The sequence below is a fragment of the Streptomyces sp. NPDC005408 genome, assembly GCF_040606445.1.
In the GTDB taxonomy this organism is placed as follows: domain Bacteria; phylum Actinomycetota; class Actinomycetes; order Streptomycetales; family Streptomycetaceae; genus Streptomyces.
Map to the genome: position 1 here is coordinate 99,675 of NZ_JBEXEX010000007.1, position 23,200 is coordinate 122,874.

Genomic DNA, 23,200 nt, shown 5'->3' on the forward strand with positions numbered 1-23,200 from the left:
CCCTACAGGAAGTTCACTCCCTGGGCCAGCGGCAGGCTGTCGGAGTAGTTCACCGTGTTCGTCGCCCGCCGCATGTACGCCCGCCACGCGTCCGAACCCGACTCGCGCCCGCCGCCGGTCTCCTTCTCGCCGCCGAACGCCCCGCCGATCTCGGCGCCCGAGGTGCCGATGTTGACGTTGGCGATGCCGCAGTCGGAGCCGTCCGCGGCCAGGAAGCGCTCCGCCTCCCGCTGGTCCTGCGTGAAGATGCTGGACGACAGGCCCTGCGGGACCCCGTTCTGCAGCGCGACAGCCTCCTCCAGGCTCCGGTAGGTGAGCACATAGAGGATCGGCGCGAAGGTCTCCCGGCGTACGACGTCCGTCTGCGCGGGCATCCGCACCACCGCTGGCCGGACATACGCCGCCTCCGGCGCCTCGTCGGCCAGCTGCCGGTCGCCGCCGGTGAGGATCTTCCCGCCGTCGGCCTCGGCCGCCGCCAGCGCCTCGCTCATCGCCGTGTGCGCCGTGCCTGAGATCAGCGGTCCGACCAGCGTGGCCTCCTGGAACGGGTCACCGACCGGCAGCTGGCCGTACGCATGGACGATCTTCTCCACCAGCTGGTCCGCGATGTCCTCGTGGACGATCAGCCGGCGCAGGCTGGTGCAGCGCTGGCCCGCGGTGCCCGCCGCGGAGAACACGATCCCGCGTACGGAGAGGTCGAGATCGGCGGACGGGGTGACGATCGCCGCGTTGTTGCCGCCCAGTTCGAGCAGACAACGCCCGAAACGGCCTGCCACGCGGGGGCCGACCTCGCGCCCCATCCGGACCGAGCCCGTCGCGCTGACCAGCGCGACGCGCTCGTCGTCGACCAGCCGCTCGCCCGTCTCGCGTCCGCCGAGCAGCAGCCGGTGCACACCGGCGGGCGCACCGGTGTCGGCGGCGGCGCGCGCCAGCAGGGCGTCGCAGGCCACCGCGGTCAGCGGAGTGAGCTCCGAGGGCTTCCAGACCACCGTGTCACCGCAGACCAGAGCGATCGCGGTGTTCCACGCCCAGACCGCCACCGGGAAGTTGAACGCCGAGATCACGCCCACCACGCCCAGCGGGTGCCAGCTCTCGGAAAGCCGGTGGCCGGGACGCTCGGACGCCATGGTCCGCCCGTACAGCTGCCGGGAGAGACCGACCGCGAACTCACAGATGTCGATCATTTCCTGCACTTCGCCGAGCGCCTCGGAGCGGATCTTGCCCGCCTCGATGGTGACCAGGTCGGCCAGCTGCTCCTTGTGCTCACTCAGCAGCTCACCAAGACGCTTGACCAGCGCCCCGCGCTGCGGCGCCGGAACCGTGCGCCACTCGCGGAACGCCGCATCGGCCGCGCCGATCGCAGCGTCGGTCTGCTCGGGCGTCGTGGCGGGCAGGGTGAACAAAGTGGAGCCGGTCAGCGGCGTACGGGCGATGACATCGCCGCCGTCCGCGGGCAGTTGGGCGCCGCAGCCGAGCAGGCTCTCGCGGGCCCGGGCACGCAGCGAGTCGTTGTCGGGGAGCGTGGTGCTGTTGCTGGTCACGGTGTGTCCTTGGGGAGTCCGATGGCCTGACGGGCCTGGCGAAGTGAGCTGTCCTGCTGAGCGGCGTAGAGATCGAAGGGGTCGTGGACGGGGCGCTCCAGTACGCCGGAGAGCCATTGCTGGTCGTAGTGGGCGCCGGTGGCTGTGGCGTCCCGGGTGCCCTTGTCGGTGAGGTTCGACTGGAAGATCCCGGCCGCGGACCTGGGGAGGAAGTCCTCGTAGACGATGGGATTCGCGCGCAGCCAGCCGCCGTCGACGAGCCCGGCGAGATCCTCCGGCGGGCGGCGGTCGTCGCGAGGCCGGTCGCGAACCGTCTCGTAGCGGAAGAACGCCTGTTCCTGGACGGCCAGTTGACGTTCAGTGCGCGGGAAGCGCTCCTCCCAGACCTCGACGGGCTCACCGATCAGCTCGTCGTACAGGGCACGGCCCGCCCGGGTCAGCGCGATGCCCCGCGCCTCGACCTCGCCGAAGCGCACCCGCAGCGAGCCTTCGCCGACGCTGCCGTCCGGCTCGCGGAAGCGGCGCAGCTCGGCCAGTGCGCGGAACGACGTCTGCCGCAGCAGCACATCCGGCCCGTCCCAGTGCGGCGGCCCCTGGATCCGGTCGATCATCGTGATCCCGCGCTCACCCATGCGCCGGTAGAGCTCGTCGATGTCCAGGACCCGCGGCGTGAGGTGATTGACATGGGTGCCCGAGACGCCTCCGATGTCGGCGGCCACGGCGGAGATCCGCTCCAGCTCCGCGTACCAGGAACGGTCCACCGGCTCCGGGGAGAGCTCGAACGCGGCCACCGCCAGGGTGAGGAAGCGCTCGGCGGACGGCTCGTCCAGTCCCTGCTCCCGCTCGGCTCGCGCCGCGAGGTCCAGCAGCTCGGGCGGGAAGAGCTCACGCCGGCCCAGGAAAGTTTCGAGGCGCTCCTCAAGATCCGCGTCGAAGAACCGCCGGTCGGCGGTGGTGAGCAGGGAGGTGAAGACCCGGAAGGGGTTGCGCTCCAGCTCATCTGCGTCGACCGGCCGGAACGCGGTCGAGACCACCGGCACCGCACTGGCCGCAGCCTCGCGCAGATCGTAGAAGCCCACCGGCTCCATACCCAGCGCGGCGAAGATCTGGGCCGCCTGGCGCATCTCGCGCGGCGTGCCCACGCGGATCGCGCCGTGCCGCTCGGCCGTGACCCGCTCGATGCCGCCGAGACGTCCCGCGTCGCCGTCCTTGCCGATCACCTCGTCATTGACCTGCGCCGACACCTCCAGAAGCGTGGTGTACGCGGGGACCTCCGTCCCGTACATGTCGGAGAGCCGACGGGCGAACGCGGCCCGCAGCCGCCAGGTGGGGAGCATTCCGTCCTCCTTCCGGTACCCGTCGTGCGGGCGTCAGATGATGTGAGCCTCGGGGCGGACGGCGGCGGCCCGGCCCTCGAAGCGGGCCGCGGACAGCGGGCCCACATCGATGAACGGGGTCCGCTCCAGATACAGATCACGGACGATCTCGCCGACAGCGGGCGCCTGCAGAAACCCGTGCCCGGAGAAACCGGTGGCATACAGAAAACCGTCCACTTCGCCCGCCCGGCCGATCAGCGCATTGCGGTCGGGCGTCATCTCGTACAGCCCCGCCCAGCCGCTTGTGGCCTCAAGTTCCGCGAGCGCAGGAGCCCGTCGCCGGGCCGCCTCGCGGAACGGCTCCAGCCACTCCCGGCTGAACTCCCGCCCGAACCCCGGCTCCTGGCGCTGGTCGGAGAGGCCGAGCACCAGCCCGTCCGCGCGGTCGTTGTGGAAATAGAGCGTGGACGCGAAGTCGAGGGTGAAGGGGATACGCGGCGGTGCCGGGGACAGCCGGCCGGTCAGCGCGATCTGCCGGCGCAGGGGGGTGACCGGCAGCTTCACCCCCGCCATCGCGCCGACGGCCGCCGACCAGGGGCCGGCCGCGCAGACCACGGCAGAGGTGCGGATCGTGCCCTCTGTCGTACGCACCGCCCGCACCCGGCCGCCGTCGGTATCGATGCCGGTGACGGTGCAGTGCGTACGGAGCCTCGCACCGAGGCGCCGGGCCGCGCGCAGATAGCCGTTCACCGCCGCTTTCGGCAGCGCGAAGCCGTCGTCGGGGGAGTAGGCGGCGGCTTCCAGGGAGCCCGGATCCACATACGGGCACAGCTCGTGCGCCTCGCGCGGCGTGATGATCCTGCTGGGTACCCCGAGCTCGTTCTGTACGTCGACGGCCTGCTGGAACGTCGCCACCTCGGCCTCGCTGCCGAGCAGGAAGAGATAGCCGACGCTGTCGATCCCGATGTCGGCCCCGGGGCGGGAGATGAACGCCCGCCACGCCTCCAGGCTGCGCTGCCCCAGCCTGATGTTGAGCGGATCCGAGAACTGGGCGCGAATCCCGCCGATCGGCTTGCCCGAGGAGCCGGACGCCGGTTCGTCGCGCTCCAGGACCAGGACGTCCCGCACCCCGGCCTCGGCGAGATGGAAGGCGATGCTCGCCCCGATGACACCACCGCCGACGATGACGACCTCGGCGCCGACCTCAGCACTGTGTCCCATGAAAGCCATGGTGGATGCGGCCGACTCTTCGCGTCCATTGACAGTTTCAGCAGTCGATCTTTTAGATCCTCTCTATGGAACTGGGAGGAGCGCATCTGCGTGCGCTGGTCGAACTCGCCCGCTGCGGCACGATGACGGCGGCCGCGGCTGCGCTCGGATACACGCCCGGCGCGATCTCCCAGCAGATCGCCCAGCTGGAGCGGACGGCGGGCGCGCAGCTGATCAGGCGGGCCGGCCGCCGGGTCGAGCTCACCGACGCCGGACACACCCTCGTCGTCCACGCCGGGCGCATCCTCCAGGCCCAGGCGGAGGCGGCGGCCGCCATCGAGCGCACCCGCACGGAGATCGCGGCCAGGCTGCGGCTCGGGGTGTTCGGCACGGCGGCAGCGGCGTTTCTGCCGCCCGCCCTGCGCTGGCTCGCCGAGCACCATCCGGGCGTACGGGTGGTCAGCCAGGAGGTGGATGTCGACCAGGCCCATGCGGAAGTCTCGGCCGGCCGGGTCGATCTGGCGCTGGGCCTGGACTATCCGGATGCCCCGCTGGCCCGGGACGAGGCCTCCGAGCTGGTACGGCTCCACTCCGAGCGCTTCTCGCTCGCGGTACCGGCAGCGAGCGCGCCGCCCGAGGGGACGTCGTGGCGGCTGACCGAGCTGGCGGACCGGGACTGGATCCTGCCCGCTGCCCACACGTACTACGGACGGGCAGTGCGCACGGCCTGCCGCCGCGCCGGATTCGAACCCCGCGTCGTCCACGAGGTCACCGACACGGCCACCTCGCTGGCGATGGTCGGCGCGGGGCTCGGGGTGGCACCACTGACCGGGCTGATGCTGCGGCTGCGCTCCGAGGGAATCGTGCCGGTGCCGCTGGACGATCTGGTTGAACGCCATGTGGTCGTGGCGGTGCGTGCAGCCGTGCGGGGGCGGCCGTCGGTGGAGGTACTCATCGAGGCACTACGGAGGGCGGCGACGGGAAAATCCAGCCCGTCCGGCGTCTGAGGACTACGCCCGAAGGGCGCACCCCCCGTGCCCGCCCCGCCTCGCACCAGGCCGACGGCCCGCCCAGAGATTCGGCGAGATCTCCAGCTCGTGGCGGTCGACCGACCCGCTTCCGTGCAGCGCGAGCATGCGCTGCCGGCCTGTGCTGCGCCAGCGCAAGGGGTCACCGGCTCCAGAGCGGGGGACGCAGGCAGGAGGAGATGTGCCTCGGCGCCCGCGCGTGGCGTGACTACGGGAGCACGGCGAGCACAGCGGGCGCGCGTTCAGCGAGGTGAGGCAGCAGAATCAGACAGAGCGCGGGGAGAGCGCTGAAAAGGCGTCAGCAGCCGCGACAACACGACACGGAAGCCACCCCCGCAGCAGGTCGATGTGACCGCGCGTGGTGAGCAGAGCTGTACGCAACACGGGGCAGACGTAGCCTCCGCGCCCGGTCAACGGCGTCTCGGTCCTCGGACGCGCGATCTTGCGGTACGAACGGGATGATGGAGCCATGCCCGGACCCTTCACCACCAGGACCCTGACCATCTCCACCGGCTCGGCCGAGACCGTGGCTGATCTGACCCGTGCCTGCGAGCAGTTCCTCAAGGAGGCCGCGGGCGGCAGGGACGGCCTGCTCAATGTCTTCGTCCCGCATGCGACAGCCGGAATCGCCGTGATCGAGACGGGCGCGGGCAGCGACGACGATCTGCTCGCCGCGCTGCACACCCTGCTGCCCGCCGACGACCGCTGGCAGCACCGCCACGGCAGCCCGGGCCACGGCAGGGACCATGTCCTGCCCGCCTTCGTCCCGCCGCACGCCACACTGCCGGTCATCGGCGGCCGACTTGAGCTCGGCACCTGGCAGTCCGTGTGCCTGGTCGACACCAACAGGGACAACCCCGAGCGGAAGGTACGCCTCACCTTCCTCGGCTGACCAGGATCACCAGTACCCGTAGTCCTCGATCAGACGGACGACGAGCTGGTGCAGGGTCCCCCTGTCGGAGGATCAGGTTTCGACGAGTGCGCGTACCGCGTCGGGGTCGCCGATGTCCCCTCGACGGCCGGCGACCGCGTCGGCCTGGACGAGGAGCGCCGGGCCGATGGTTCACGGCTTCCGTTCGGCCGGCCGGTCGGCGTAGTCCTCGACCAGGTTGCCGATGATCGCCAGCAGGGCGTCGGTCCGGTGCCGGTCCTCGCGCTGGTTCCGCAGCTTGTGGTCGAGCGCCCGGAAACTGGTCAGGGCGGCCGGATCCCGGCGCCTCACCGCGTCCAACAGCGGCGTGGTGATGAGGTCCAGGCATTCGGTGAACAGGAGCCGCGTGGCCGGCGCGGGGGGAGCCGGGTCGGCGGCGGCGAAGCCGGTGGTCAGGTACCGGGCAGGGTCGGTGAGGCTCCAGCCGACGACGGTGCCGTGCTGGACGAGGAGTGCCACGTCGGGGGCGATGCCGATGCGGGCGTCCAGGGGCTCGTCGAGGACGTCGAGTTCGCGCAGGCAGGTGAGCACAGTGTCTCCGGGGGCGCGGCAGAGCTCCGTGGTGACCTCCAGGCGGAAGTCCCGGGCCTCGTCCGCGCGAAGGCCGCCCGGGCGGACGGGGGGCGTGGCGGGAACGCGGGCAGAGTCCTCGGCAGGAGCGGACTCGTAGGGCAACCGGAACCCGGCGCCGACCAGTTCCCGGCCGGCCTGGTCGAACCGGAGCTCGTCGGGAGCGTCCCACAGCCACTCCTGGCTGCCGAAAGTCTCCACGAGGAACCGCTGCCATTCCTCCATGTCCGCGTACTCCGCAATGCGTACACGTTGGCCCGGGAAGTCGAAGCGCGGGGTGCTGCGCAGAGGTGCGCCCGTCACCGTCGCGCGCCAGTCGCCGTCAAATGTCAGTTTCATGGCGATTGCTGCCTCATCTGATCGGCACTGCTGGAGCCATGTAGCCACGCTTGGCAGGAATCCTGCCCCCCGTGGTGTCCTCGCGTTGGTGGCCTCGGCGTCCGCCTTGTGTCCCGGCTCGGCCTTCCCGGCCTACCGTCACCAGTTCCCGTAGGTGTCCACCAGGTTGGCGATCAGCTCACGCAGGGCGTCGGCCCGGTGCCGGTCCTCGCGCTGATCGCGCAGGGCCTCGTCGGCGGCCCGCAGCCGGGCCAGGGCGGCCGGCTCCCGGTCCTCCACGTCGTAGATCAGCGGATCGGTGACCAGATCCAGGCACTCGGTGAGCAGCCGACGGGTGGCAGGGGACGGCGGGTTGGGGTCGGGGTCGGTATATGGAGTGGTCAGGTATTGGGCGGGTTCGGTGAGGCTCCAGCCGACGACGGCGCCGTGCTGGACGAGGAGCGCCACGTCGGGGGCGATGCCGATGCGGGCCTCCAGCGGCTCGTCGAGGACGTCGAGGTCGCGCAGACAGGTCAGCACGGTGTCCCCGGGAACGCGACACAGCACCGGGCACATCTCGTGCCGGAAGTCCTGGACCTCGTCCGCGCGGAGCCCGCCGGGGCGTAGCGCGGGCATGACAGGAACACGGTCGGAGGTCTCGCAGTAAGGGGACGTGCACGGCATCTGGAATTCAGCCCCGACCAGCTGCAGGCTGTCCTTGTCGAACCGGAAGACGTCAGGGGTGTCCCACAGCCATTCCTGGCTGCCGAAGGTGGCCACAAGGAACCGCTCACGTTCCTTCACGTTCGCGTAGTGCGCGACGTCTACAGAGTTGCCTGCGAAGCGGGGGGTGATGGGCAGCGGATCGCCCGTCACCGTTGCGCGCCAGTCGCTGCCGAAGGTCAGTTTCATGGTCAATGCTGCCTCATTTGATCTTCACCGCGGGGGGCATGAATCCGTCCTTGCTCGGAATCCTCCCCTTCACGATGTCCTCGTGGGTAACCGGCGCACCGGGGTCCGTGGGCTTGCCGCCGAGCGCCGTCACCCCGGAGTCGCCCTTGATCCCCGACGGGCCGTACGCCGTGACGGCCTGTCCGGCCTCGGAACCGGGCCCCTTGGTCACGACGACGTCCTCGCCCTGCCGGAAGATGAGATTTCCGGCCGAGCCCGTCGAGTGGTACACCGCGTCCGGGTTCTTCAGGATCTCCAGGACCCGCTCGTCGCTGAAACCGTGCCTTGTGTCCCCGTGGTACTCGGGGTGCTTCCGGAACCTGTCGTCCTGCGCCTTCTCGATGACCCCGTCCGAGGCCTTGACGGCCCTCTGCTGGGCCTTCTCCTCCTTCGTGTACTTGGGCATCAGGCCCAGCGGGTCTGACGCGGTGTTCGGGTTGTCCACGTAGCCGAGGGGATTCGGCGCGGGAGCGAGGCCCAGGGGGTCCGCGGAGGTGTAGCGGCCGGTCTCGGGGTCGTAGTGGCGGAAGACGTTGTAGTGGAAGCCGGTCTCGGGGTCGTAGTACTGGCCGGGGAAACGGAGAGGGATGTAGGTGCTGCTGTCGCGGGCCCAGGCGGTGGTGCCCCACAGCGTGGACCGAGAACGCCACGCGATGTCGCCGGACTCGTCGATCAGTTCGGTGGGGGTGCCGATGAGGTCCGTGGCGATGGCGAAGAAACGGCGGTCGACCTCCGCCTGGCGGTCGTCGGCCGTGAGGATCCGTTCGGTCTGGGACAGGGGAACGACGCCACGGTGGTCCCAGGTGAGGGCGATCGCGTTCGGCTGGTCCGGCTGGTGGGTGGTCTGTTCGCACAGGGTGAGGCCGTCCCAGGTGAAGCAGACCTCCTCCACCACGCTCTCGCCGTCGGCTGCCAGCCGCTGCTTCGCGGTACGGCGGCCCAGGGCGTCGTAGCGGTACTTCCACCGTGTTCCGTCGGGCGTGGTGACGGAGGTGAGGCGGTTCTCCGTGTCCCACTCGTAGCGCCAGGTGTCCGGCTTGCGGGAGAGGCGGGTCTTCTGACGCAGGACGACCCTGCCGAGGGCGTCGTGCTCGAAACGCACGCCTCCGGCTCGGGTGATGGTGGTGCCGGTGTAGGCGCGTGGTCCGGCAGCCTCGCTGCCGGGGTGGCCGGACGGCCAGGACGCCGAGGCCTGGTTGCCGGCGTCGTCGTAGGCGTACCGCTCCGTCCAGCCCTGGGCGTGGACGGCGGTGACCCTGCCCGCCCGGTCGAGATCGAAGGTGCGGGTGCCTGACAGCCGGTCCGCGACGGAGGTCACGTGACCGTCCGCGCGGTAGGAGTAGGCGCGGCTGTTGACGGCGCGTCCTCCGGCGGTGATGTGCTGCTCGGAGAGCCGTCCGGCCTCGTCCCAGGCGGAGGTCATCGTGATCGCGTCGCCGAAGACACGGGCCAGTTCGCGTCCGGCGGCGTCGTGGGTGAAGTCGACACGGTGGCCGCCGGTGGTGAGACGGTGGGCCTGTCCGTCGTCGCCGTAGGCGTAGGAGGTGACGTGACCCGTGGGTGTGGTGCGGCGCGTACGGCGGCCCAGGACGTCGTACGCGTACATGATGGGGCGGCCGTCGACCAGTTCCGTCTTGGTGAGTCCGCGACGGTCGTATTGGTACCGCACTTCGCTGTCCGGTCCGGCTGCCTCCAGCAGGCGACCAGCCCTGTCGTAGGCGTAGGTCGTCACCCCGCCGTCGACGTCCTTGCGAATCACCTGGCCGAGCCGGTCACGCTCGAACGCGACGGTCCCGCCGAGCGTGTCGGTGCGGGCGGCGAGCCGGCCCGCGGCGTCCACCCGGTAGGTGAGGGTGCGGCCGTCGAAGTCGGTCTCGGAGACGATGTTGCCCGCGGCGTCGTACTCGTAACTCCAGGTCATCCCCTGCGGGTTGACCACGCGGGTGAGGCGCAGCTCGGCGTCGTGCTCGAACTCGTAGCGCGCGCCGTCGGGCCGGGTGCGGGCGACCGGCAGGTCGAAGTGGGTGTACTCGAAGCGGGAGACGCCACCGGACGCGCCGGTGTGGGTGAGCCGGCTGCCCTCGCCGTCGTAGGTCCACGACTCCGTGGCGCCGTCGGGGCCCGTACGGCGTGCGAGCCGGCCGTCCGCGTCCCACTCCAGGTGCGTGACCCCGCCCACCGGGTCGGTGACGCGGACCGGGCGGCCGAGGGCGTCGCGCTCCGTGCGGGTGATGGCGCCGGCCGGGTCGGTCACCTCCACGGGCAGCCCCACCGCGTCGCACACCACGCGGGTCGTGGCCCCGAGGGCGTCGGTGACCGAGGTGAGCCGGCCGCCGTGGTCGTAGGTGTAACGGGTGGTGGCGCCGGCCTGGTCGGTGACCGCCGTGCGGTTGCCGCGTTCGTCGAACTCGTGGACCACGCGGGTGCCGTCCGGCCCGAAGACCTCCACCGGCAGGCCGAACGGGCCGCGCACGGTGCGCAGTTCGCTTCCGTCGGGGCGGATGGCGGATATGAGCCGGTCGTCCTCGTCGTACGAGAAGGCGGTCGTGAGGCCCAGCGGGTCGGTGCGGGTCAGGGTGTTGCCGCGCGGGTCGTGGGTGAACCGGGTGGTGTGGCCGAGCGGGTCGGTGATGGCCAGGAGACGGCAGCCGGGGCCGTACACGTGGCGGGTCGCGTGCCCGTCGGGGGTGGTGATCGTGGTGGTGTGATGGCCGTTCTCGGGGTCCGGTTCGGTGTAGGCCAGGGTGATCTGGATGTGGCCGGCCTCGCCGCCCTCGGCCACGACGCGGTCGCGGTCGTCGTAGACGTAGTCGTAGCGGCTTCCGTTGGAGTCGATCCAGGCGATGACGCGGCGGCGGTCGTCGTAGACGAAGGCGGTGGTGGCGCCCGAGGGCTTGGTGACGGCGGTGAGGTCGCCGTCCTGGTAGCCGTAGCTCATCAGTGGCAGGTCCGCGCCGCCCTCGCCCGCGCCGGCCAGTGACAGAGCGGTGACCAGGCCGTCGGCGACGGACAGCTTCACCTGCTGGCCCGCCGAGTGGACCAGGGCCAGCGGCAGGCCGTCCTCGGTGCGGTCGACGGTCAGGGAGTGGCCGTTGCGTTCGGTGATCCGGGACAGCCAGGCGTCGCCGTCACCCCCCGGCTCGCTGCCGGACGGGGCGGTGAAGTGGAAGGTCAGGCCGCTGTCGGGGTCGGTGACCGTGTAGTCGCCGTCGGCGTCGCGGGCCAGCAGGGTGCGGGCCCTGCCCGTCTCCGGCCGGGTGGGCGCGCCGGGGACCGGGTGCGGGTACGGGATCAGGAGCCCGTCGGCGGTGACGTGGATGACGCCGACGGCGTCTATCTTCAGACGCTCGTCGACGGTGGACGTCCAGGAGGGCCCCAGGAAGCGGCCGACCGCGCAACCTGACTCGGTGCGGCGGGTGAAGACCAGCGGCAGGATGCCGGGCAGTTCGATGTCGGTCTGGGGCAGGAACATCCGGCCCGTGGCGAGGTCCACCGGGTCGCCGCCGGCGGTGCGGTCGCCGTCAGGGGTGTTGTGGGTGCCGTCCGGGGCGTCGTCGACCAGCCTGCGCAGCCGTGCGGCGTCGGCGGCGTCCGCGGCGATGCGCACACCCTTCGCCGCGGCGCCGCCCCCGCCGGTGGCCACGGTCAGAGCGAGGTCGGGCAGCAGACGGCCGAAGCCCTCGGCCGGGTCCTTCATGAAGTCGCTGACCATCTGGCGGCCGGTGCCGATCGGGTCGTTGGCGGCGACCACCAGCCCCGCGGCCAGGCTGTTGAGCGATGTGGCGTACTCGGCCGGGTGCGTGATGTTGTACGGGTCCAGGGGGTTGACCTGGCGGACGAAGTTCAGGATCCCCGCGGTGCCCTTGATGATGCCGCCGCCGACGTGGTCCCCCATGATCTGCAGTTCCTCGAGACCGTCGCCCAACTGCTCGGCGTACGACGGCTTCTCCGGGGCCTTGTCGCGGGCTGCGCGGACCGCGGTGCGCGCGGTCTCGGCGGCCGTGTTCCGCTGCTTGCGGGCCTCGGCGAGGATGTCCTGCGCATCCTGCATCAGCTTCTTGCCGGAGTCGGCGAACGTCGGGGCGGGGCAGGGCGGGAGCGTGGATGGGTCGCGCTTGTCGGCGGGCTGGGCGTTGTAGCGTTCGACCGCGCTGTTGTAGTCGTCGATCTTCTTGCGGTGGGCGTCGGCGGCGTCCGCGGAGGCCTTGGTGCCCTCCTTCCACTTGTCGATCGCCGTCTGCGCCCGTCCCTGCGCCCAGGTGACCGTGCCGGCGAACGTCTCCATCGCCGCGGCCGCCTTCTCGCAGGCGTCGGCACCGGTGAACCACTTGGGCGGCTGGGTGCTCACGGCGGTCCGCAGCGCCTCGGCCGCCTCGCACTTGAGCCGGGAGGTCGAGTCCCTTCAGGCCTTCGCCGGCGTTGTCGAAGGACTTCTGGAATGCGCGGAGTTGCTTGGCGGTGGAGTGGATCTTGTCCGGGCTCCCGTAGATCAGCTTGGTCTTGTCCTCGGTCTGTCCGAGGTCCATCTCGTCGACCTCGGCGCCCATCCGGTTGGCGAGCGAACGGGACTGCTCGCGCACCCAGTCCGCACCGGACTCCCAGCCGACGTCGTCCAGCCGGTCGGCGGTCCAGTTCCCGGCGTCCTCGACGCGGTTGCCGGCCCACTCGACGCCGTCCTCGACCGCGTCCTCGACCGCGTCGGGCGTGATGTCACTGATGAAGTCGCCGATACCCATGGTCAGTTCCCCCCGGACTCACCCTGCTGCTACGCCTGTTGGGCGCGTTCCTCCGGCGACGGGCCGAAGGTGTCGTCCAGCGCCTGGTTCCACTGGTCGTCGGAGATGCCGAGCGCGTCATTGAGAATCTCCGACTGCCGGCCGCCCTGGCCCTCGGTGAGGACGGTGCGGCCGGTGTCCTTCCACGTCTGCCCCATCTCCTGGCCGGCCTGATCCCACGACTCGGCGCTCCAGTCCGGGTTCAGGTAGTCCGGCGTGAACACGTCGCCCCAGTTCTGCTTGGTGATCTCCTCCTCGGTGGCGTGCGGGTTGCCGCCCATCACGGAGTTGACGCCCACCTTCAGTGCGCCCTCGACGTACTGGTCGTGCTCCCACTGGGTGCCCGCCGCCAGGCCGAGGCGGTTCGCGATCGAGCTGGCGTCGCTCACCAGGGCTCGCACACCCCACTCCCAGCGCTCGCAGAAGTCCTCGAAGTCGACCGAAAGGCCGTGGTACCCGGCCTCCATCCCGGTCATCGACAGCTCCGAGAAGCCCTTGCCCATCACCGAACCGGTGGCGCCGCCGAGTTCACCGAGCTGGTCGATGGTCGCGCCCACGCCCTGCGTGAACTTCGCGACAGACGCCTTGTCGAAGTTCAGATCCGCCCCGTCACCGCCCATGGCTGCGCCCCTCCTCTGCCTCACCGGAGTCGACGGCGGCCGCCTCCGGGACGATGCCGACTACCGGCGGGAAAAACATCGACCCGTCCTCGGTGGCGATGTCGACGGCGAGGCCGACGGGCTCGTCCAGGGAGGGCACGACCTCGTCGACGATGCGCGCACCAAGCAGCGCCGCCTAGTCCATGGGCTGATCACCGGATGCGTGAAGCAGGGCGAACCGGGCCAGTGCGGCCTCGTCGGTGAACCCGCAGATCCACCGCACCCCGCCCGACCGCGCCGACCAGAGACCTCCGCCGGCCGTCGGCACCAGAAGGACCGAGCGCCGCATCTCACCGACCAGCGCACGAGGGTCACCGACTCCCCTTCTCTGCTCGGCAATTCGCTCGGCGAGCGCTGTCCTTGCCTGCCCCACGGCCCCTCCCCCGTCGTAGGTCACTGATGGCACTGTCGATCAGGACGCGCGCCAGGGCAGGGTCGGTTCTCGCGAACGTCGCTCGGGGCCGACTGGTCTCGAGGCGCAGCAGGCGTGCAGCGGCCCACCAAGCTCAGAGCCCGGTGACTTTGGCGCTCGCCGACAGCTCGTAGACCAGGGTGACCGTGCGGCGGCTGCCGGGCGGGAGGGTGACGTCCCAGCGGGCGATGCCCTCGGCGTCGACCACGTCGGGCGCCGGGGAGCATGAATCCTTGTGCAGGCGTATCTCCACCGCCGAGACCTCGGAGACCGGGATCCGCTCCCGAAGGACGACCACCCGCTCGCCGTGCTCCCCGGGGGCGGAGAACCGGGACAGGTGCAGCCGGACCGTGCGGGTGACCACGGTCCGCGGGGTGATTCCGGCCACGTCGCGGGATTCCTCGGCATGCCGGACCACCCTGTAGTCGTCGCAGCTGCCGAAGGCCAGCTCAACGGGTGCGCCGGGGGCGGTGAAGTCCAGCGTGCCGCGGCCGCTGAATCCGCTGCCGCGGACCAGGTCCACGGGCCCGGCGAGCAGCGCGTGGCCGGACAGGTTGTCGAACCGCACCACTTGGGTGACCAGGGGGGACAACTCCGGTGAGCAGGCGTACTCACTGGGCGCGGACGCGGTGAATGCGGAGAGCGGCACTCGGTGGGCGCGGCCGTCACCGGGCACCGAGACTGGCGCGGGGGATCTCAACACCCGCGCCTCGCCGCCGTCGTCCACCCCCGGCAGGCCGAGCACCGGGGCCGGGCCGAGGGCCCCGATCTCCTCCTCGCGCAGCTCGACGTCGACCGTGCGGCGCTCCGCTGCGGAGCGGTCCTTGAGCGTCAGCCGGTCCTCGCCCAGCCGTGCCGGATCGGTGGCCAGCGCCGAGCGGGCCGTCGACAATGTCAGCCGTACATCCGACCAGTCCTCACCGGTGCGCTGCCAGACCATCGCGTCGGTCTCCAGTGTCAGGGAGTTCCCGTCGAGCACGGCCCGGTAGGCGGGCCGCCACAGCGCACACGGGGTGAGGTGGCTCAGGCGCAGCCCGACCGGCCCGGCGACCGTGGCCTCCACGGTCAACTCGACATGGCCGACCAGCTCGGCCGCTTCCTCCTCGGAGAGGTGCAAGGCCCGCTGGGCTTCCCCGAGTTCGGCAGCGAGGGCGGCCAGCCGGGCCTCCACGGTGCGGAGTTGCTCGCCGTGCGCGTCGCGCTCGTCGTCCACCCGGTCCAGTTCGCGGGCCCAGCGGGGCCGCTCGGTCTCCCCGGAGCCGGCGCCTTCGCCGATCTCCCGCAGCAGATCGGCGGCGAGGCGGCCGAGCAGGTCGAGGCGGGCATGCAGCCGGTCGCCTCGCTGCCCCAGGGCCAGCCGCTCCTCTTCGAGGGTGTGTACGCGGCGGCGCAGGGCGGAGTCGTCGTCGGTGGACGGCAGCGGCCCGCGCGGCGTCCAGCTGCGGACGATCCGCACGTCGAGCACGGTCGCGGGGTGATCGGCGGTCAGCTCGGCATGCAGGGTCCGGTCGACGGCCAGCGCACTGACGGGCCCGAGACGCAGCCGCTGGACCCCGGCCTCCAGGTCGAGCACGACGGCGCGCTCGATGTGGGCGCGATCCTCAAGGCACGTGATGGCGGTGACGGGGAGGGCGATCGGCTTCGGGGCCGTGGACATGGCGTGTGTCAGCTCCTGCGGTTGCCGCCGACCAGGGCCTTGCCGGTCGGGATGCGGATCTCGTAGCCGCCGTCGAGGACGGCAGTGGCGCCTGCGGGCAGGTCCAGCCGCCAGACGCGGGTGCCCGGCGCATGGCGATCGGGCCCCGTGCCTTCCTCGGGTGCCGTCCAGTCGGCCCGTTCCTCGATCCGGACGTCCGGTTCGGAGGTGACCGGCACCCGCTCGCGGACTTCCACGGTGACGGGCCTCGCGAGCCGGTTGGCCAGCTCCACGTGGGCGCGGTGGTCGAGCACGGTGGTGTTGTTGCGCAGGCCCGAGGTCGACTCGTGCAGGTTCGTACGGCGGGTGACCCGGATGCCCTCGGCCGGCCCGAGCCCCACCCGGCGGACACCGCCGGGGGCGAGCGTGGGCAGTGCGGCGGTCAGCAGGAAGTCGTCGTCGACGGTGACCTCCACCGGGCCGGCCAGCAGTGCCTGGTCGGTGGCGTTGGAGAGCACCAACGTCGCGTACACGGTCTGCTCCACGGACGGCACGCAGAGGTACTCGGTACGCAGGCCGACCGGGATCTCGCCGACGGTGACGGTGTGCCAGGTGCCGTCCGACGGAATGTCGGCGCGGGCGGTGGCATCGAAGCGGTGGTCGAAGGAACCCGCCGACTCGCGGGGCCGCACGGCCTGTCCGGGCAACGGCAGCGCGGCCACCGCTTCGGCGCGGCGGCGGTACTCGGCCGCCACCGGGTCGAAGGGAGAGTCGGGAAACAGCCGGCCTCTGCGACCGCCCTGCTCGTCGGGGCCGCACAGGACAAGGGCGGCGTAGTCGAGCTCGGCGCCGCTCGGCTGCGGCGGACCGGCTACCGGTGCCGGAGGGGGTGGCGGCGCAGCCCGGCCAGGAGCCGCGGGCGCCATGGCGGCGGGGGCACCCGCGAAGGACCTGCTGCCAGTACGCGGCCTGTCGCCCGGTCGCGACCGGGCCGGCTGCGCGAGTGCGGGCATCCCGACGCCGAAGACTTCCGGGGGAGCGCCGTCTGCGCCGCCGGGCACCGGGACGGCGGCCGGCGGACCGCCGTAACTCTGCGGTGCCGGCGGCGGGGGAGGCGGCGGTGGCGGAACAGGACCGGACGCGGAGCCGCCCGCGGCACCCACGGGCGCGGAGCCGGCCCCGACAGCCGCGGGTGCGGCGGTCGTGGCTGGGCCAGTGCCTGCCGCGTCGTACCCGGAGAACAGGTCGACGAGCCCGGCCGGGGGCTCGCGCCAGCCAGAAGGCGCGGGGGCGGGCTGACTGCGTCCGATCCGGATCGAGCGGAGCCTCGGCAGGTCGGTGCGGCGCCGAAGATCGGCGGTGGCCAGGGCGATGCGCACGCCGGTCCAGTCCTCGCCGGTCCGCTGGGCGACCGAGGCGCGCAGCACCAGACGGCCGCTGCCGTCGCCCTGACGGTGAGTGAGACGGTAGGCCGGCACCCAGACGGCGCCCGGCACCCCGTATTCCAGCTCCAGCTCCGCCTCACCGGTGCCCTCGAGGGTCAGGACCGCGCAGACCGTGGTCTCCACGTGCGCTGACGGCGCGTCGGTTGAGGCGCGGGCGAGCCTGTCGGCGGCGACGGTGAGCTCGTGCTCGACGTTGCGCAGTGCCTCCTCCAGCTCGACGAGGCGGTTGTGCAGTCCCGTCAGCCGCTCGTCGACGAAGTCGGCGAGCTCCAGCCACGCGTCGACCGGGGTGCGGCGGTGCGGGTCCTCGCGCCTGCGGGCAGGTGGGACCGGGTGGAGAGCCCTGACCTCCTCGATCAGGCTCAGCTGTCGGTCCCGGCGTCCCTGCGCCGCCGCGTACTCGTCGCTCAGCCGCTCGACCGGGCGCCGCAACTCGTCGGGCGTGTCCGTGCCGAGCGGCTCGGCCTCGACTTCCACCCGGGCCTCGGTGACGCGCATCCCGGGGGCGCCCAGGACACGGGCCCGCAGCGAGCCCGGGTCCAGCGAGCGGGGCAGTCCCGTCACTCGCACCCGGCCGTCGGGCGACACGCTGCCCCGGGCCAGGCGGCGGCAGACCGCGCCCTGCGCGTACACCACGACCGAATCGAGGGTCGACCCCCACCTCTGTGTTGACTCAGCCGTCATGTGCTCCGCCCCCGCCGCGTCCATGCTGAGCGAAGCCTACGCCCCGGCGGTCTGCGCGTCCGCGTCGAATCAGGAGGATGGCGTGGGGGCAACCCCGACGGCCAGGGCACGCGAACCCGGCAAGATCCGAACGACAGGCCCTAGGTGCGGCTCTCGTTCCTCGGCTGACACCACATCTTCCTCGGCTGACACCGCATCCGAGGCGGCCGCCGTATCAGGCGTGCGTCGGACGAAGCCAGTCGTACGCCGCCCGCGCCGTGAACTCGCTCTGCCCGCCCGCGAAGAGCAGCCCCGCCGCCCGGAACGCCGGATCCCCGGCAGTCTTGGGGACATAGGGAACGGCGATGCAGCGCATGCCCGCCGCGTGCGCCGCCGTCGCGCCCGGAGCGGCGTCCTCCACCACCACGCAGTCGGCGGGCACGGTCCCCAGACGGCGCGCGGCCTCCAGGAAGATGTCGGGCTCCGGCTTGCCCTGCGCGACCTCCTCGGCCGAGACGGTCGTGGGGATGAACGCGTCAAGGCCGGTGCCTGCCAGCACCGCCTCGATGGCGGCGCGGGAGGAGCCCGAGGCCACCGCCATCGGCACTCCGTCGGTGTGCAGCAGCTCCACGAACTTCCGCATCTCGGGGAAGACGCCCGTCGAGGCGCGCGCCAGCTCCAGATAGTTCCGGTTCTTCCCGGCGAGCAGCTCGTCGACCGGGGCCTCTATCCCGTACTCCCCGCGCAGAATCTCCAGGGTCTCCCGCGTACCGATGCCGATGAACCGTGTGTGGTGCTCCCAGCTGAAGTCCGTCACGCCGTGCTCGGCCAGGAGCCTGCGCCCCGCCTCGTAGTAGTTCGGCTCGCTGTCCACGAGTGTGCCGTCGAGATCGAAGATGACCGAAGGGGTGCGCGAATTGCTCATGCGCTCCAGCATGCCAAGCCGTGGCTCACCGTGATGTGCCGGCCGCCCGGCCCACCGACTCGACGAGGGGCAGCAGCCGGTGCGGAACGCGCTCGCGCAGGGCCATCTCGGTGCGGGTACGCACCACGCCCGGCAGCTGGATGAGCCGTTGGATGACGTCCTCCAGATGCCCGTTGTCCCGCGCGGCGACCCGGGTCAGCAGATCCCCGCCGCCGGTGATCGAGAAGGCCTCGATGATCTCCGGTACGGCGGCGAGCGCGTCGCCGACCTCGTCCAGGTGTCCCTGCGTGACCTCGATATGGACGAAGGCGAGCACCGGGTGCCCCAGGGCGGCGGGGGAGAGATACGGCCCGGTGCCGGTGATCACGCCGTCCCGCTCCATCCGGTCGATCCGGGCCTGCAGGGTGCCGCGCGCGATGCCGAGAATCCGGGCGTACTCGCGCACGCTGGTACGCGGCTGCTCGATCAGCACTCGCAGGATCCGGGTGTCGAGCGCGTCCACGGCCATGGTCCGTTGGCCTCCCGCTGGTCCGAAATTTCCAAGTGCCACTGTACCAATGGCATAGCGTCCAGCCATCGAGTTGAGCCAGCGTCCGCCGTAGTGCTTTCCTCTGAGGAGAGATGGCGCTGCGCAGCGCCGGAACGGCGACGGAGCCGGACCGGACCCGCGGCGCCTTTGCCATGTCTGCGGAGCTTTTCCGCGGAGCGTGTCCGCAGAGGGTGTTGAAACAGCAAGGGGGGCGGGACGGCCGTCGTGAAGAGCCTGACCGGTGTGAAGAGGATGTTCGTCGCGCCCGATCCGGGGCGCGTGCGGCTGCGTGTCTCGGCGCGGGCCGTGCTCGGCGTCGGTCTCGCGGTCGCGGCCGCCGAGCTGGTGGGGCTCTCCCTCATCGCCTCCATCACCGGCGGCCTGGCCGCACTGCTCGCCCTGTTCACCGTCGGCGACCCGACGGTGCGCCGCCAGGCGGTCACCACCGCGCTTCTGCCCGCCGCGGGCTTCCCCGTGCTCGCGCTTGCGACCACCCTGCACGGACAGCCGCTGCTGCGCGCCGCCGCCTGGCTGGCCGTGGTCTTCTGCGGTGTCTACGCCAGGCGCTGGGGCCCGCGCGGACACGCGCTGGGGATCTTCGCCTTCATGATGTTCTTCGTCACCCAGTTCCTGCACGCGGTCCCGGCCCAGCTGCCGGAGCTGTACGGGGCGGTGGCGCTGGCCGTCACCGCGTCCTCGGCGGTGCGCTTCGGGCTGTGGTGCATCGAGCGGCGTACGCCCCCGCCCGCCGCACCCGCGCCCCTCCCCGGCCGCGGACTGGCCCGCCCCACCACCCGGCAGGCCTTCCAGGCGACCTTCGCCTGCGGCATCGCACTGGCCGCCGGGCAGCTGATCTCGCCGGACCGGTTCTACTGGGCCGTCGGCACCGCCTGGTGGATCTTCGTCAACACCGCATCCCGCGGCGAGACCCTCGTACGCGGCTTCCGCCGGGTCGTCGGCACGGTCACCGGAATCGCCGCGGGTCTGCTGATCGCCATCCCGATCGCGGGCGCGCCCGCGCCCACCGCGGCCCTGGTCGCCGTCTGCGTCTTCGGGATCTTCTACACGGCCGCGCCCTCCTACAGCTGGATGATGTTCTTCGTCACCGTCATGGCAGGACTGCTGTACGGGCTCCTCGGCGTCCTGCATCCCGGCCTGCTGCTGCTCCGCTTCCAGGAGACGGCGGTCGGCGCGCTCGGAGCGGCACTCGGTGTCGCGCTGATTCTGCCCGTGACCACCCATGCGGCGACCGACGCCTGGATCCGGCGGGCACTGCAGTGCGTCCACGGCTGCACCACGGCAGCGGCGCGCCGTCTCGCCGGGGACGAGCAGGCCGACCCGGCGCCGCTCGCCGCCGAACTGGAGCTGCTGCTCGGCCGCGTACGGTTCTCCCTCGCCCCGCTCGTCCACCCGCTCAGCCCGCTGCGGGCCCGCAAGGCGCGCGCCCGCCAGGTGATCGAGCTGCTCGACGACTGCGCGCGCGAGGTGCGCGGACTCACCGCCGTAGCCGCCGACCCCGACGCTTCCCACGACGCCCGGCTGGCCGCCGCGTGCAGCCGTGTCGAAGGCGCCGTGCACGCGCTGGTCCCGCCCGCCCCCCGGCAGACCAGGGTCCGTCTCGACTCCGTACCGGCGCCGCGGCACCACCCGGGGGCCGAGGCGGCACTCACGCACCTCCAGGCACTCGAGCAGGCGCTCGCCGAACTCGACGCGCCCCTGCGTACCTCGCCGCGTGCCCCCCTTGTGCCTGCCTGACCTGGGTCATAGACACAAGGCCCTTGAATGAGGCAATTTCCACTGGCACACACAGGGTGGATCACCGTGTTCAAGGGGTAACCAGAGCGGCATCCACGTACGTCCTGAGGGACCCAGGAGGTGCGCATCATGCGGAAGTCTCTGTTCAGATCCTTGCGCCGGACCGGCGCGCGTCAGGAAAGACCGGAGCCGGCGCCCTCGCCCGTGGCGCACTGCCCGGTGAGCCACACCGAGCCGCCCGCGTTCACCGCGGACAGCGAACTGCGTGAAGAGGCCGAGGACTTCATCCGGCTCTTTCACCGGGAGGAGGCGGCTGGGGACCCGGAAGCCCGTATCGCCGCCGTACGTGCGGAGATCGAGGGGACCGGCACGTACCGTCACACCCGGGCCGAACTCGTCTACGGCGCGCGGGTCGCCTGGCGCAACAGCAATCGCTGCATAGGCCGCCTCTACTGGCGCTCCCTGCACATACGCGATCGCCGTCACATCGAGGACGCCGACGCCGTGGCACGCGAGTCGGCGGAACACCTGCGGGAAGCCACCAACGGTGGCCGCATCCGCCCCCTGATCACGGTGTTCGCCCCGGACGCGCCCGGCAGGCCAGGACCGCGGATCTGGAACGAGCAGCTCGTACGGTACGCGGGCTACGGCTCCGCTCACGGGCCCGCCGTCGGTGATCCGCGCAATGCCGGGCTGACCGACTTCGCACTCCGGCTCGGCTGGGCGGGCGGTCCCGGCACGCCCTTCGATCTGCTGCCCCTCGTCATCGAGGACGGCGACGGCAAGCCCCGCTTCTTCGAGCTGCCACGCGACGCCGTACTCGAAGTGGAGCTGCACCACCCGGAGGAGAGCTGGTACGCGGACCTGGGGCTGCGCTGGCACGCCGTACCCGCGATCGCGAACATGTGCCTGGAGATCGGCGGGATCTGCTACCCCGCGGCCCCCTTCAACGGCTGGTACATGGGCACCGAGATCGGCGCGCGCAATCTCGCCGACACCGACCGCTACGACCTGCTCCCGCGCATCGCCGAACGGCTGGGCCTCGACACCGCCAACGACCGCTCGCTCTGGAAGGACCGGGCGCTGGTCGAGCTGAACCGCGCCGTCCTGCACTCCTTCGACCGCGCGGGCGTCACCGTCACCGACCACCACACAGAATCGCGCCGCTTCCTGACCCATCTGGACCGCGAGGAGAGCCGAGGCCGTGGCGTGGGCGCCGACTGGTCGTGGATCGTGCCGCCGATCTCGGGGTCCGCGACCGCCGTCTTCCACCGGACGTACGACCCGACCCAGTGGCGCCCCGCCTATGTGCACCACCCGGAGGCGCAGGCGCGTGCCCGCGGCGAGTGGGGCGGATCGCCGGAGTTGGTCTAGACCGACTGCTACCGTCGGCCCGGCAGCAAGCGATCAGAGGCCGGAGAAGGGGAGACGCTGTGGGCGACACAGGCGTAGGGCGGGCATTCATCGGGTCGTTCACCTCGGCCGGAGGCCGCGGGATCATCGCGGCAGTCGTCGACGGGGAGACCGGCGGGCTGAGCGAGACGGGAGCGAGCGACGCCCTCGCGGACCCGTCGTATCTCGCGCTCGCGACCGGGCCCGGCGGCACGGTCCTCTACGCCGTCTCCGAGACGGAGGAGGGCGCGGTGGCCGCCTTCGACGTCGACGGCCCCTCACCGAGGCCGATCGGCGCCAGAGTCCCGGTGTGCGGCGAGGGCCCCACCCATCTCGCACTCGCCTCGGGCCACCTGGTGACAGCCAACTACAGCTCCGGCAGCGTCAGCGTGCTTCCCATCGGGGGCGCCGGGGAGCCGGGCGCAGCCACCGGCGTCCTGCAGCACGAGGGCACGGGACCCCACCCGGAGCGCCAGCGCGGGCCACACGCGCACCACGTGCTGCCCGACCCCACCGGGCGATGGGTGCTCGCGGTCGACCTCGGCACCGACCGCGTACGGATCTGCGCACTCGACACCGGGGCGGGCGAGCTGTCGCTGCACGGCGAGACCGCGCTGCGCCCCGGGACCGGTCCGCGTCATCTCGCCTTCCACCCCGCGGGCAGCCACGCCTATGTGCTGAACGAACTGGAGCCGACCCTCACCGTCTGCCGCTGGGACGCGGACGCCGGTGTGCTCGAACCACTCGGCGAGACGTCCGTGCTGCCCGACGGCGTGGAAGGGCCCGTCTATCCCTCCGAGGTGGTCGTCTCGCACGACGGACGCCACCTCTGGACCGCCAACCGCGGCCACGACAGCATCGCTGTCCTCGCGCTCGACGAGAGCCGCGAGACGGCGGAGCTGGTCACCACCGTGCCGTGCGGGGGGCGCTGGCCGCGCGATCTGGCCCTGGACCCGGCAGGACGCAGGCTGTACGCCGCCAACGAGCGCTCCGGGGACGTCACCTGGTTCGACATCGACCCGGACACAGGCGTGCCGCACAGGGCGGGCTCCCTGGCCGCCCCGGCGGCTTCCTGCGTGATCTTCGCCTGACCGGCACCGGCACCGGCACCGGCACCCGCACCCGCAGCCTCGTGCCGAGAAGGG

16 protein-coding genes and 3 pseudogenes are annotated in these 23,200 nt (G+C 71.8%); 5 read left to right on the forward strand and 14 right to left on the reverse strand.

Features of this window, described 5'->3' with window-relative positions; genetic code table 11:
• Positions 1 to 2: 2 nt before the first annotated feature.
• From ABZS64_RS09815 to ABZS64_RS09825, 3 genes are read right to left on the reverse strand one after another with little or no spacing between them, the layout of a single operon-like run.
• A complete protein-coding gene (locus ABZS64_RS09815) occupies positions 3 to 1,541 on the reverse strand; it encodes an aldehyde dehydrogenase family protein (RefSeq protein WP_355825693.1) in 1,539 nt (512 codons plus the stop codon).
• Positions 1,538 to 2,878 carry a VOC family protein gene (locus ABZS64_RS09820; protein WP_355825695.1) on the reverse strand — a complete coding sequence of 447 codons (1,341 nt, stop codon included), beginning with the start codon at positions 2,876 to 2,878 and terminating at the stop codon, positions 1,538 to 1,540. The genes ABZS64_RS09815 and ABZS64_RS09820 overlap by 4 nt, the downstream gene beginning before the upstream one ends.
• 33 nt (positions 2,879 to 2,911) lie before the next feature.
• A complete protein-coding gene (locus ABZS64_RS09825; protein WP_355825697.1) occupies positions 2,912 to 4,078 on the reverse strand; it encodes an FAD-binding oxidoreductase in 1,167 nt (388 codons plus the stop codon).
• A gap of 74 nt (positions 4,079 to 4,152) precedes the next feature.
• Here ABZS64_RS09825 and ABZS64_RS09830 point away from each other — a divergent pair, with 74 nt between their 5' ends.
• The gene (locus ABZS64_RS09830) at positions 4,153 to 5,073 is read left to right on the forward strand and encodes a LysR family transcriptional regulator (protein ID WP_355825699.1); all 921 of its coding nucleotides are present in this window, start codon (positions 4,153 to 4,155) and stop codon (positions 5,071 to 5,073) included.
• Positions 5,074 to 5,099: 26 nt separating this feature from the next.
• Here ABZS64_RS09830 and ABZS64_RS09835 read toward each other — a convergent pair.
• Positions 5,100 to 5,220, reverse strand: a pseudogene (locus ABZS64_RS09835) (alkanesulfonate monooxygenase); the annotation flags it as partial.
• A gap of 343 nt (positions 5,221 to 5,563) precedes the next feature.
• Between ABZS64_RS09835 and ABZS64_RS09840 the strand changes: the two are divergent.
• Entirely contained in the window at positions 5,564 to 5,986 is a 423-nt protein-coding gene (locus tag ABZS64_RS09840) for a secondary thiamine-phosphate synthase enzyme YjbQ (protein WP_355825701.1), read from the forward strand.
• A 171-nt stretch (positions 5,987 to 6,157) separates the two neighbouring features.
• On the opposite strand, the gene ABZS64_RS09845 is transcribed toward ABZS64_RS09840, so the two are convergent.
• From ABZS64_RS09845 to ABZS64_RS09890, 10 genes and pseudogenes are all read right to left on the reverse strand, one after another.
• Positions 6,158 to 6,934, reverse strand: a complete 777-nt coding sequence (locus ABZS64_RS09845; protein ID WP_355825703.1) for a hypothetical protein — start codon at positions 6,932 to 6,934, stop codon at positions 6,158 to 6,160.
• 138 nt (positions 6,935 to 7,072) lie between these two features.
• Entirely contained in the window at positions 7,073 to 7,825 is a 753-nt protein-coding gene (locus ABZS64_RS09850; protein WP_355826047.1) for a hypothetical protein, read from the reverse strand.
• Between the two features lie 13 nt (positions 7,826 to 7,838).
• A complete protein-coding gene (locus tag ABZS64_RS09855; protein ID WP_355826050.1) occupies positions 7,839 to 11,759 on the reverse strand; it encodes an RHS repeat-associated core domain-containing protein in 3,921 nt (1,306 codons plus the stop codon).
• 105 nt (positions 11,760 to 11,864) lie between these two features.
• Positions 11,865 to 12,600, reverse strand: a pseudogene (locus tag ABZS64_RS09860) (putative T7SS-secreted protein); the annotation flags it as partial.
• A 29-nt stretch (positions 12,601 to 12,629) separates the two neighbouring features.
• On the reverse strand, positions 12,630 to 13,259 hold the full coding sequence (locus tag ABZS64_RS09865) for a hypothetical protein (protein WP_355825705.1): 630 nt from the start codon (positions 13,257 to 13,259) through the stop codon (positions 12,630 to 12,632).
• Positions 13,249 to 13,671 (reverse strand): annotated as a pseudogene (locus ABZS64_RS09870) (hypothetical protein). Before ABZS64_RS09870 ends, ABZS64_RS09865 begins: the two are co-directional and overlap by 11 nt.
• 133 nt (positions 13,672 to 13,804) lie before the next feature.
• Positions 13,805 to 15,367, reverse strand: a complete 1,563-nt coding sequence (locus ABZS64_RS09875; protein ID WP_355825708.1) for a DUF4139 domain-containing protein — start codon at positions 15,365 to 15,367, stop codon at positions 13,805 to 13,807.
• An 8-nt stretch (positions 15,368 to 15,375) separates the two neighbouring features.
• Positions 15,376 to 17,475, reverse strand: a complete 2,100-nt coding sequence (locus ABZS64_RS09880; protein ID WP_355825711.1) for a DUF4139 domain-containing protein — start codon at positions 17,473 to 17,475, stop codon at positions 15,376 to 15,378.
• A 214-nt stretch (positions 17,476 to 17,689) separates the two neighbouring features.
• Complete coding sequence (locus ABZS64_RS09885) at positions 17,690 to 18,379, reverse strand: HAD family phosphatase (protein ID WP_355825714.1); 690 nt, start codon at positions 18,377 to 18,379, stop codon at positions 17,690 to 17,692.
• Between the two features lie 25 nt (positions 18,380 to 18,404).
• A complete protein-coding gene (locus ABZS64_RS09890; protein ID WP_355825717.1) occupies positions 18,405 to 18,887 on the reverse strand; it encodes an Lrp/AsnC family transcriptional regulator in 483 nt (160 codons plus the stop codon).
• A gap of 273 nt (positions 18,888 to 19,160) precedes the next feature.
• Between ABZS64_RS09890 and ABZS64_RS09895 the strand changes: the two genes are divergently transcribed.
• From ABZS64_RS09895 to ABZS64_RS09905, 3 genes are all read left to right on the forward strand, one after another.
• Entirely contained in the window at positions 19,161 to 20,663 is a 1,503-nt protein-coding gene (locus tag ABZS64_RS09895; protein ID WP_355826053.1) for an FUSC family protein, read from the forward strand.
• A 219-nt stretch (positions 20,664 to 20,882) separates the two neighbouring features.
• The gene (locus ABZS64_RS09900) at positions 20,883 to 22,037 is read left to right on the forward strand and encodes a nitric oxide synthase oxygenase (RefSeq protein WP_355825720.1); all 1,155 of its coding nucleotides are present in this window, start codon (positions 20,883 to 20,885) and stop codon (positions 22,035 to 22,037) included.
• A 59-nt stretch (positions 22,038 to 22,096) separates the two neighbouring features.
• Positions 22,097 to 23,146, forward strand: a complete 1,050-nt coding sequence (locus ABZS64_RS09905) for a lactonase family protein (RefSeq protein WP_355825722.1) — start codon at positions 22,097 to 22,099, stop codon at positions 23,144 to 23,146.
• Positions 23,147 to 23,200 lie beyond the last annotated feature (54 nt).

Excerpts from the sequence above, each read along its gene's own strand:
- ABZS64_RS09820 (WP_355825695.1), bottom strand. The coding sequence starts at position 2,878 with ATGCTCCCCACCTGGCGGCTGCGGGCCGCGTTCGCCCGTCGGCTCTCC.
- ABZS64_RS09825 (WP_355825697.1), bottom strand. The coding sequence starts at position 4,078 with ATGGGACACAGTGCTGAGGTCGGCGCCGAGGTCGTCATCGTCGGCGGT.
- ABZS64_RS09830 (WP_355825699.1), top strand. The coding sequence starts at position 4,153 with ATGGAACTGGGAGGAGCGCATCTGCGTGCGCTGGTCGAACTCGCCCGC.
- ABZS64_RS09840 (WP_355825701.1), top strand. The coding sequence starts at position 5,564 with ATGCCCGGACCCTTCACCACCAGGACCCTGACCATCTCCACCGGCTCG.
- ABZS64_RS09845 (WP_355825703.1), bottom strand. The coding sequence starts at position 6,934 with ATGAAACTGACATTTGACGGCGACTGGCGCGCGACGGTGACGGGCGCA.
- ABZS64_RS09850 (WP_355826047.1), bottom strand. The coding sequence starts at position 7,825 with ATGAAACTGACCTTCGGCAGCGACTGGCGCGCAACGGTGACGGGCGAT.
- ABZS64_RS09855 (WP_355826050.1), bottom strand. The coding sequence starts at position 11,759 with ATGGGGGACCACGTCGGCGGCGGCATCATCAAGGGCACCGCGGGGATC.
- ABZS64_RS09865 (WP_355825705.1), bottom strand. The coding sequence starts at position 13,259 with ATGGGCGGTGACGGGGCGGATCTGAACTTCGACAAGGCGTCTGTCGCG.
- ABZS64_RS09875 (WP_355825708.1), bottom strand. The coding sequence starts at position 15,367 with ATGTCCACGGCCCCGAAGCCGATCGCCCTCCCCGTCACCGCCATCACG.
- ABZS64_RS09880 (WP_355825711.1), bottom strand. The coding sequence starts at position 17,475 with ATGACGGCTGAGTCAACACAGAGGTGGGGGTCGACCCTCGATTCGGTC.
- ABZS64_RS09885 (WP_355825714.1), bottom strand. The coding sequence starts at position 18,379 with ATGAGCAATTCGCGCACCCCTTCGGTCATCTTCGATCTCGACGGCACA.
- ABZS64_RS09890 (WP_355825717.1), bottom strand. The coding sequence starts at position 18,887 with ATGGCCGTGGACGCGCTCGACACCCGGATCCTGCGAGTGCTGATCGAG.
- ABZS64_RS09895 (WP_355826053.1), top strand. The coding sequence starts at position 19,161 with ATGTTCGTCGCGCCCGATCCGGGGCGCGTGCGGCTGCGTGTCTCGGCG.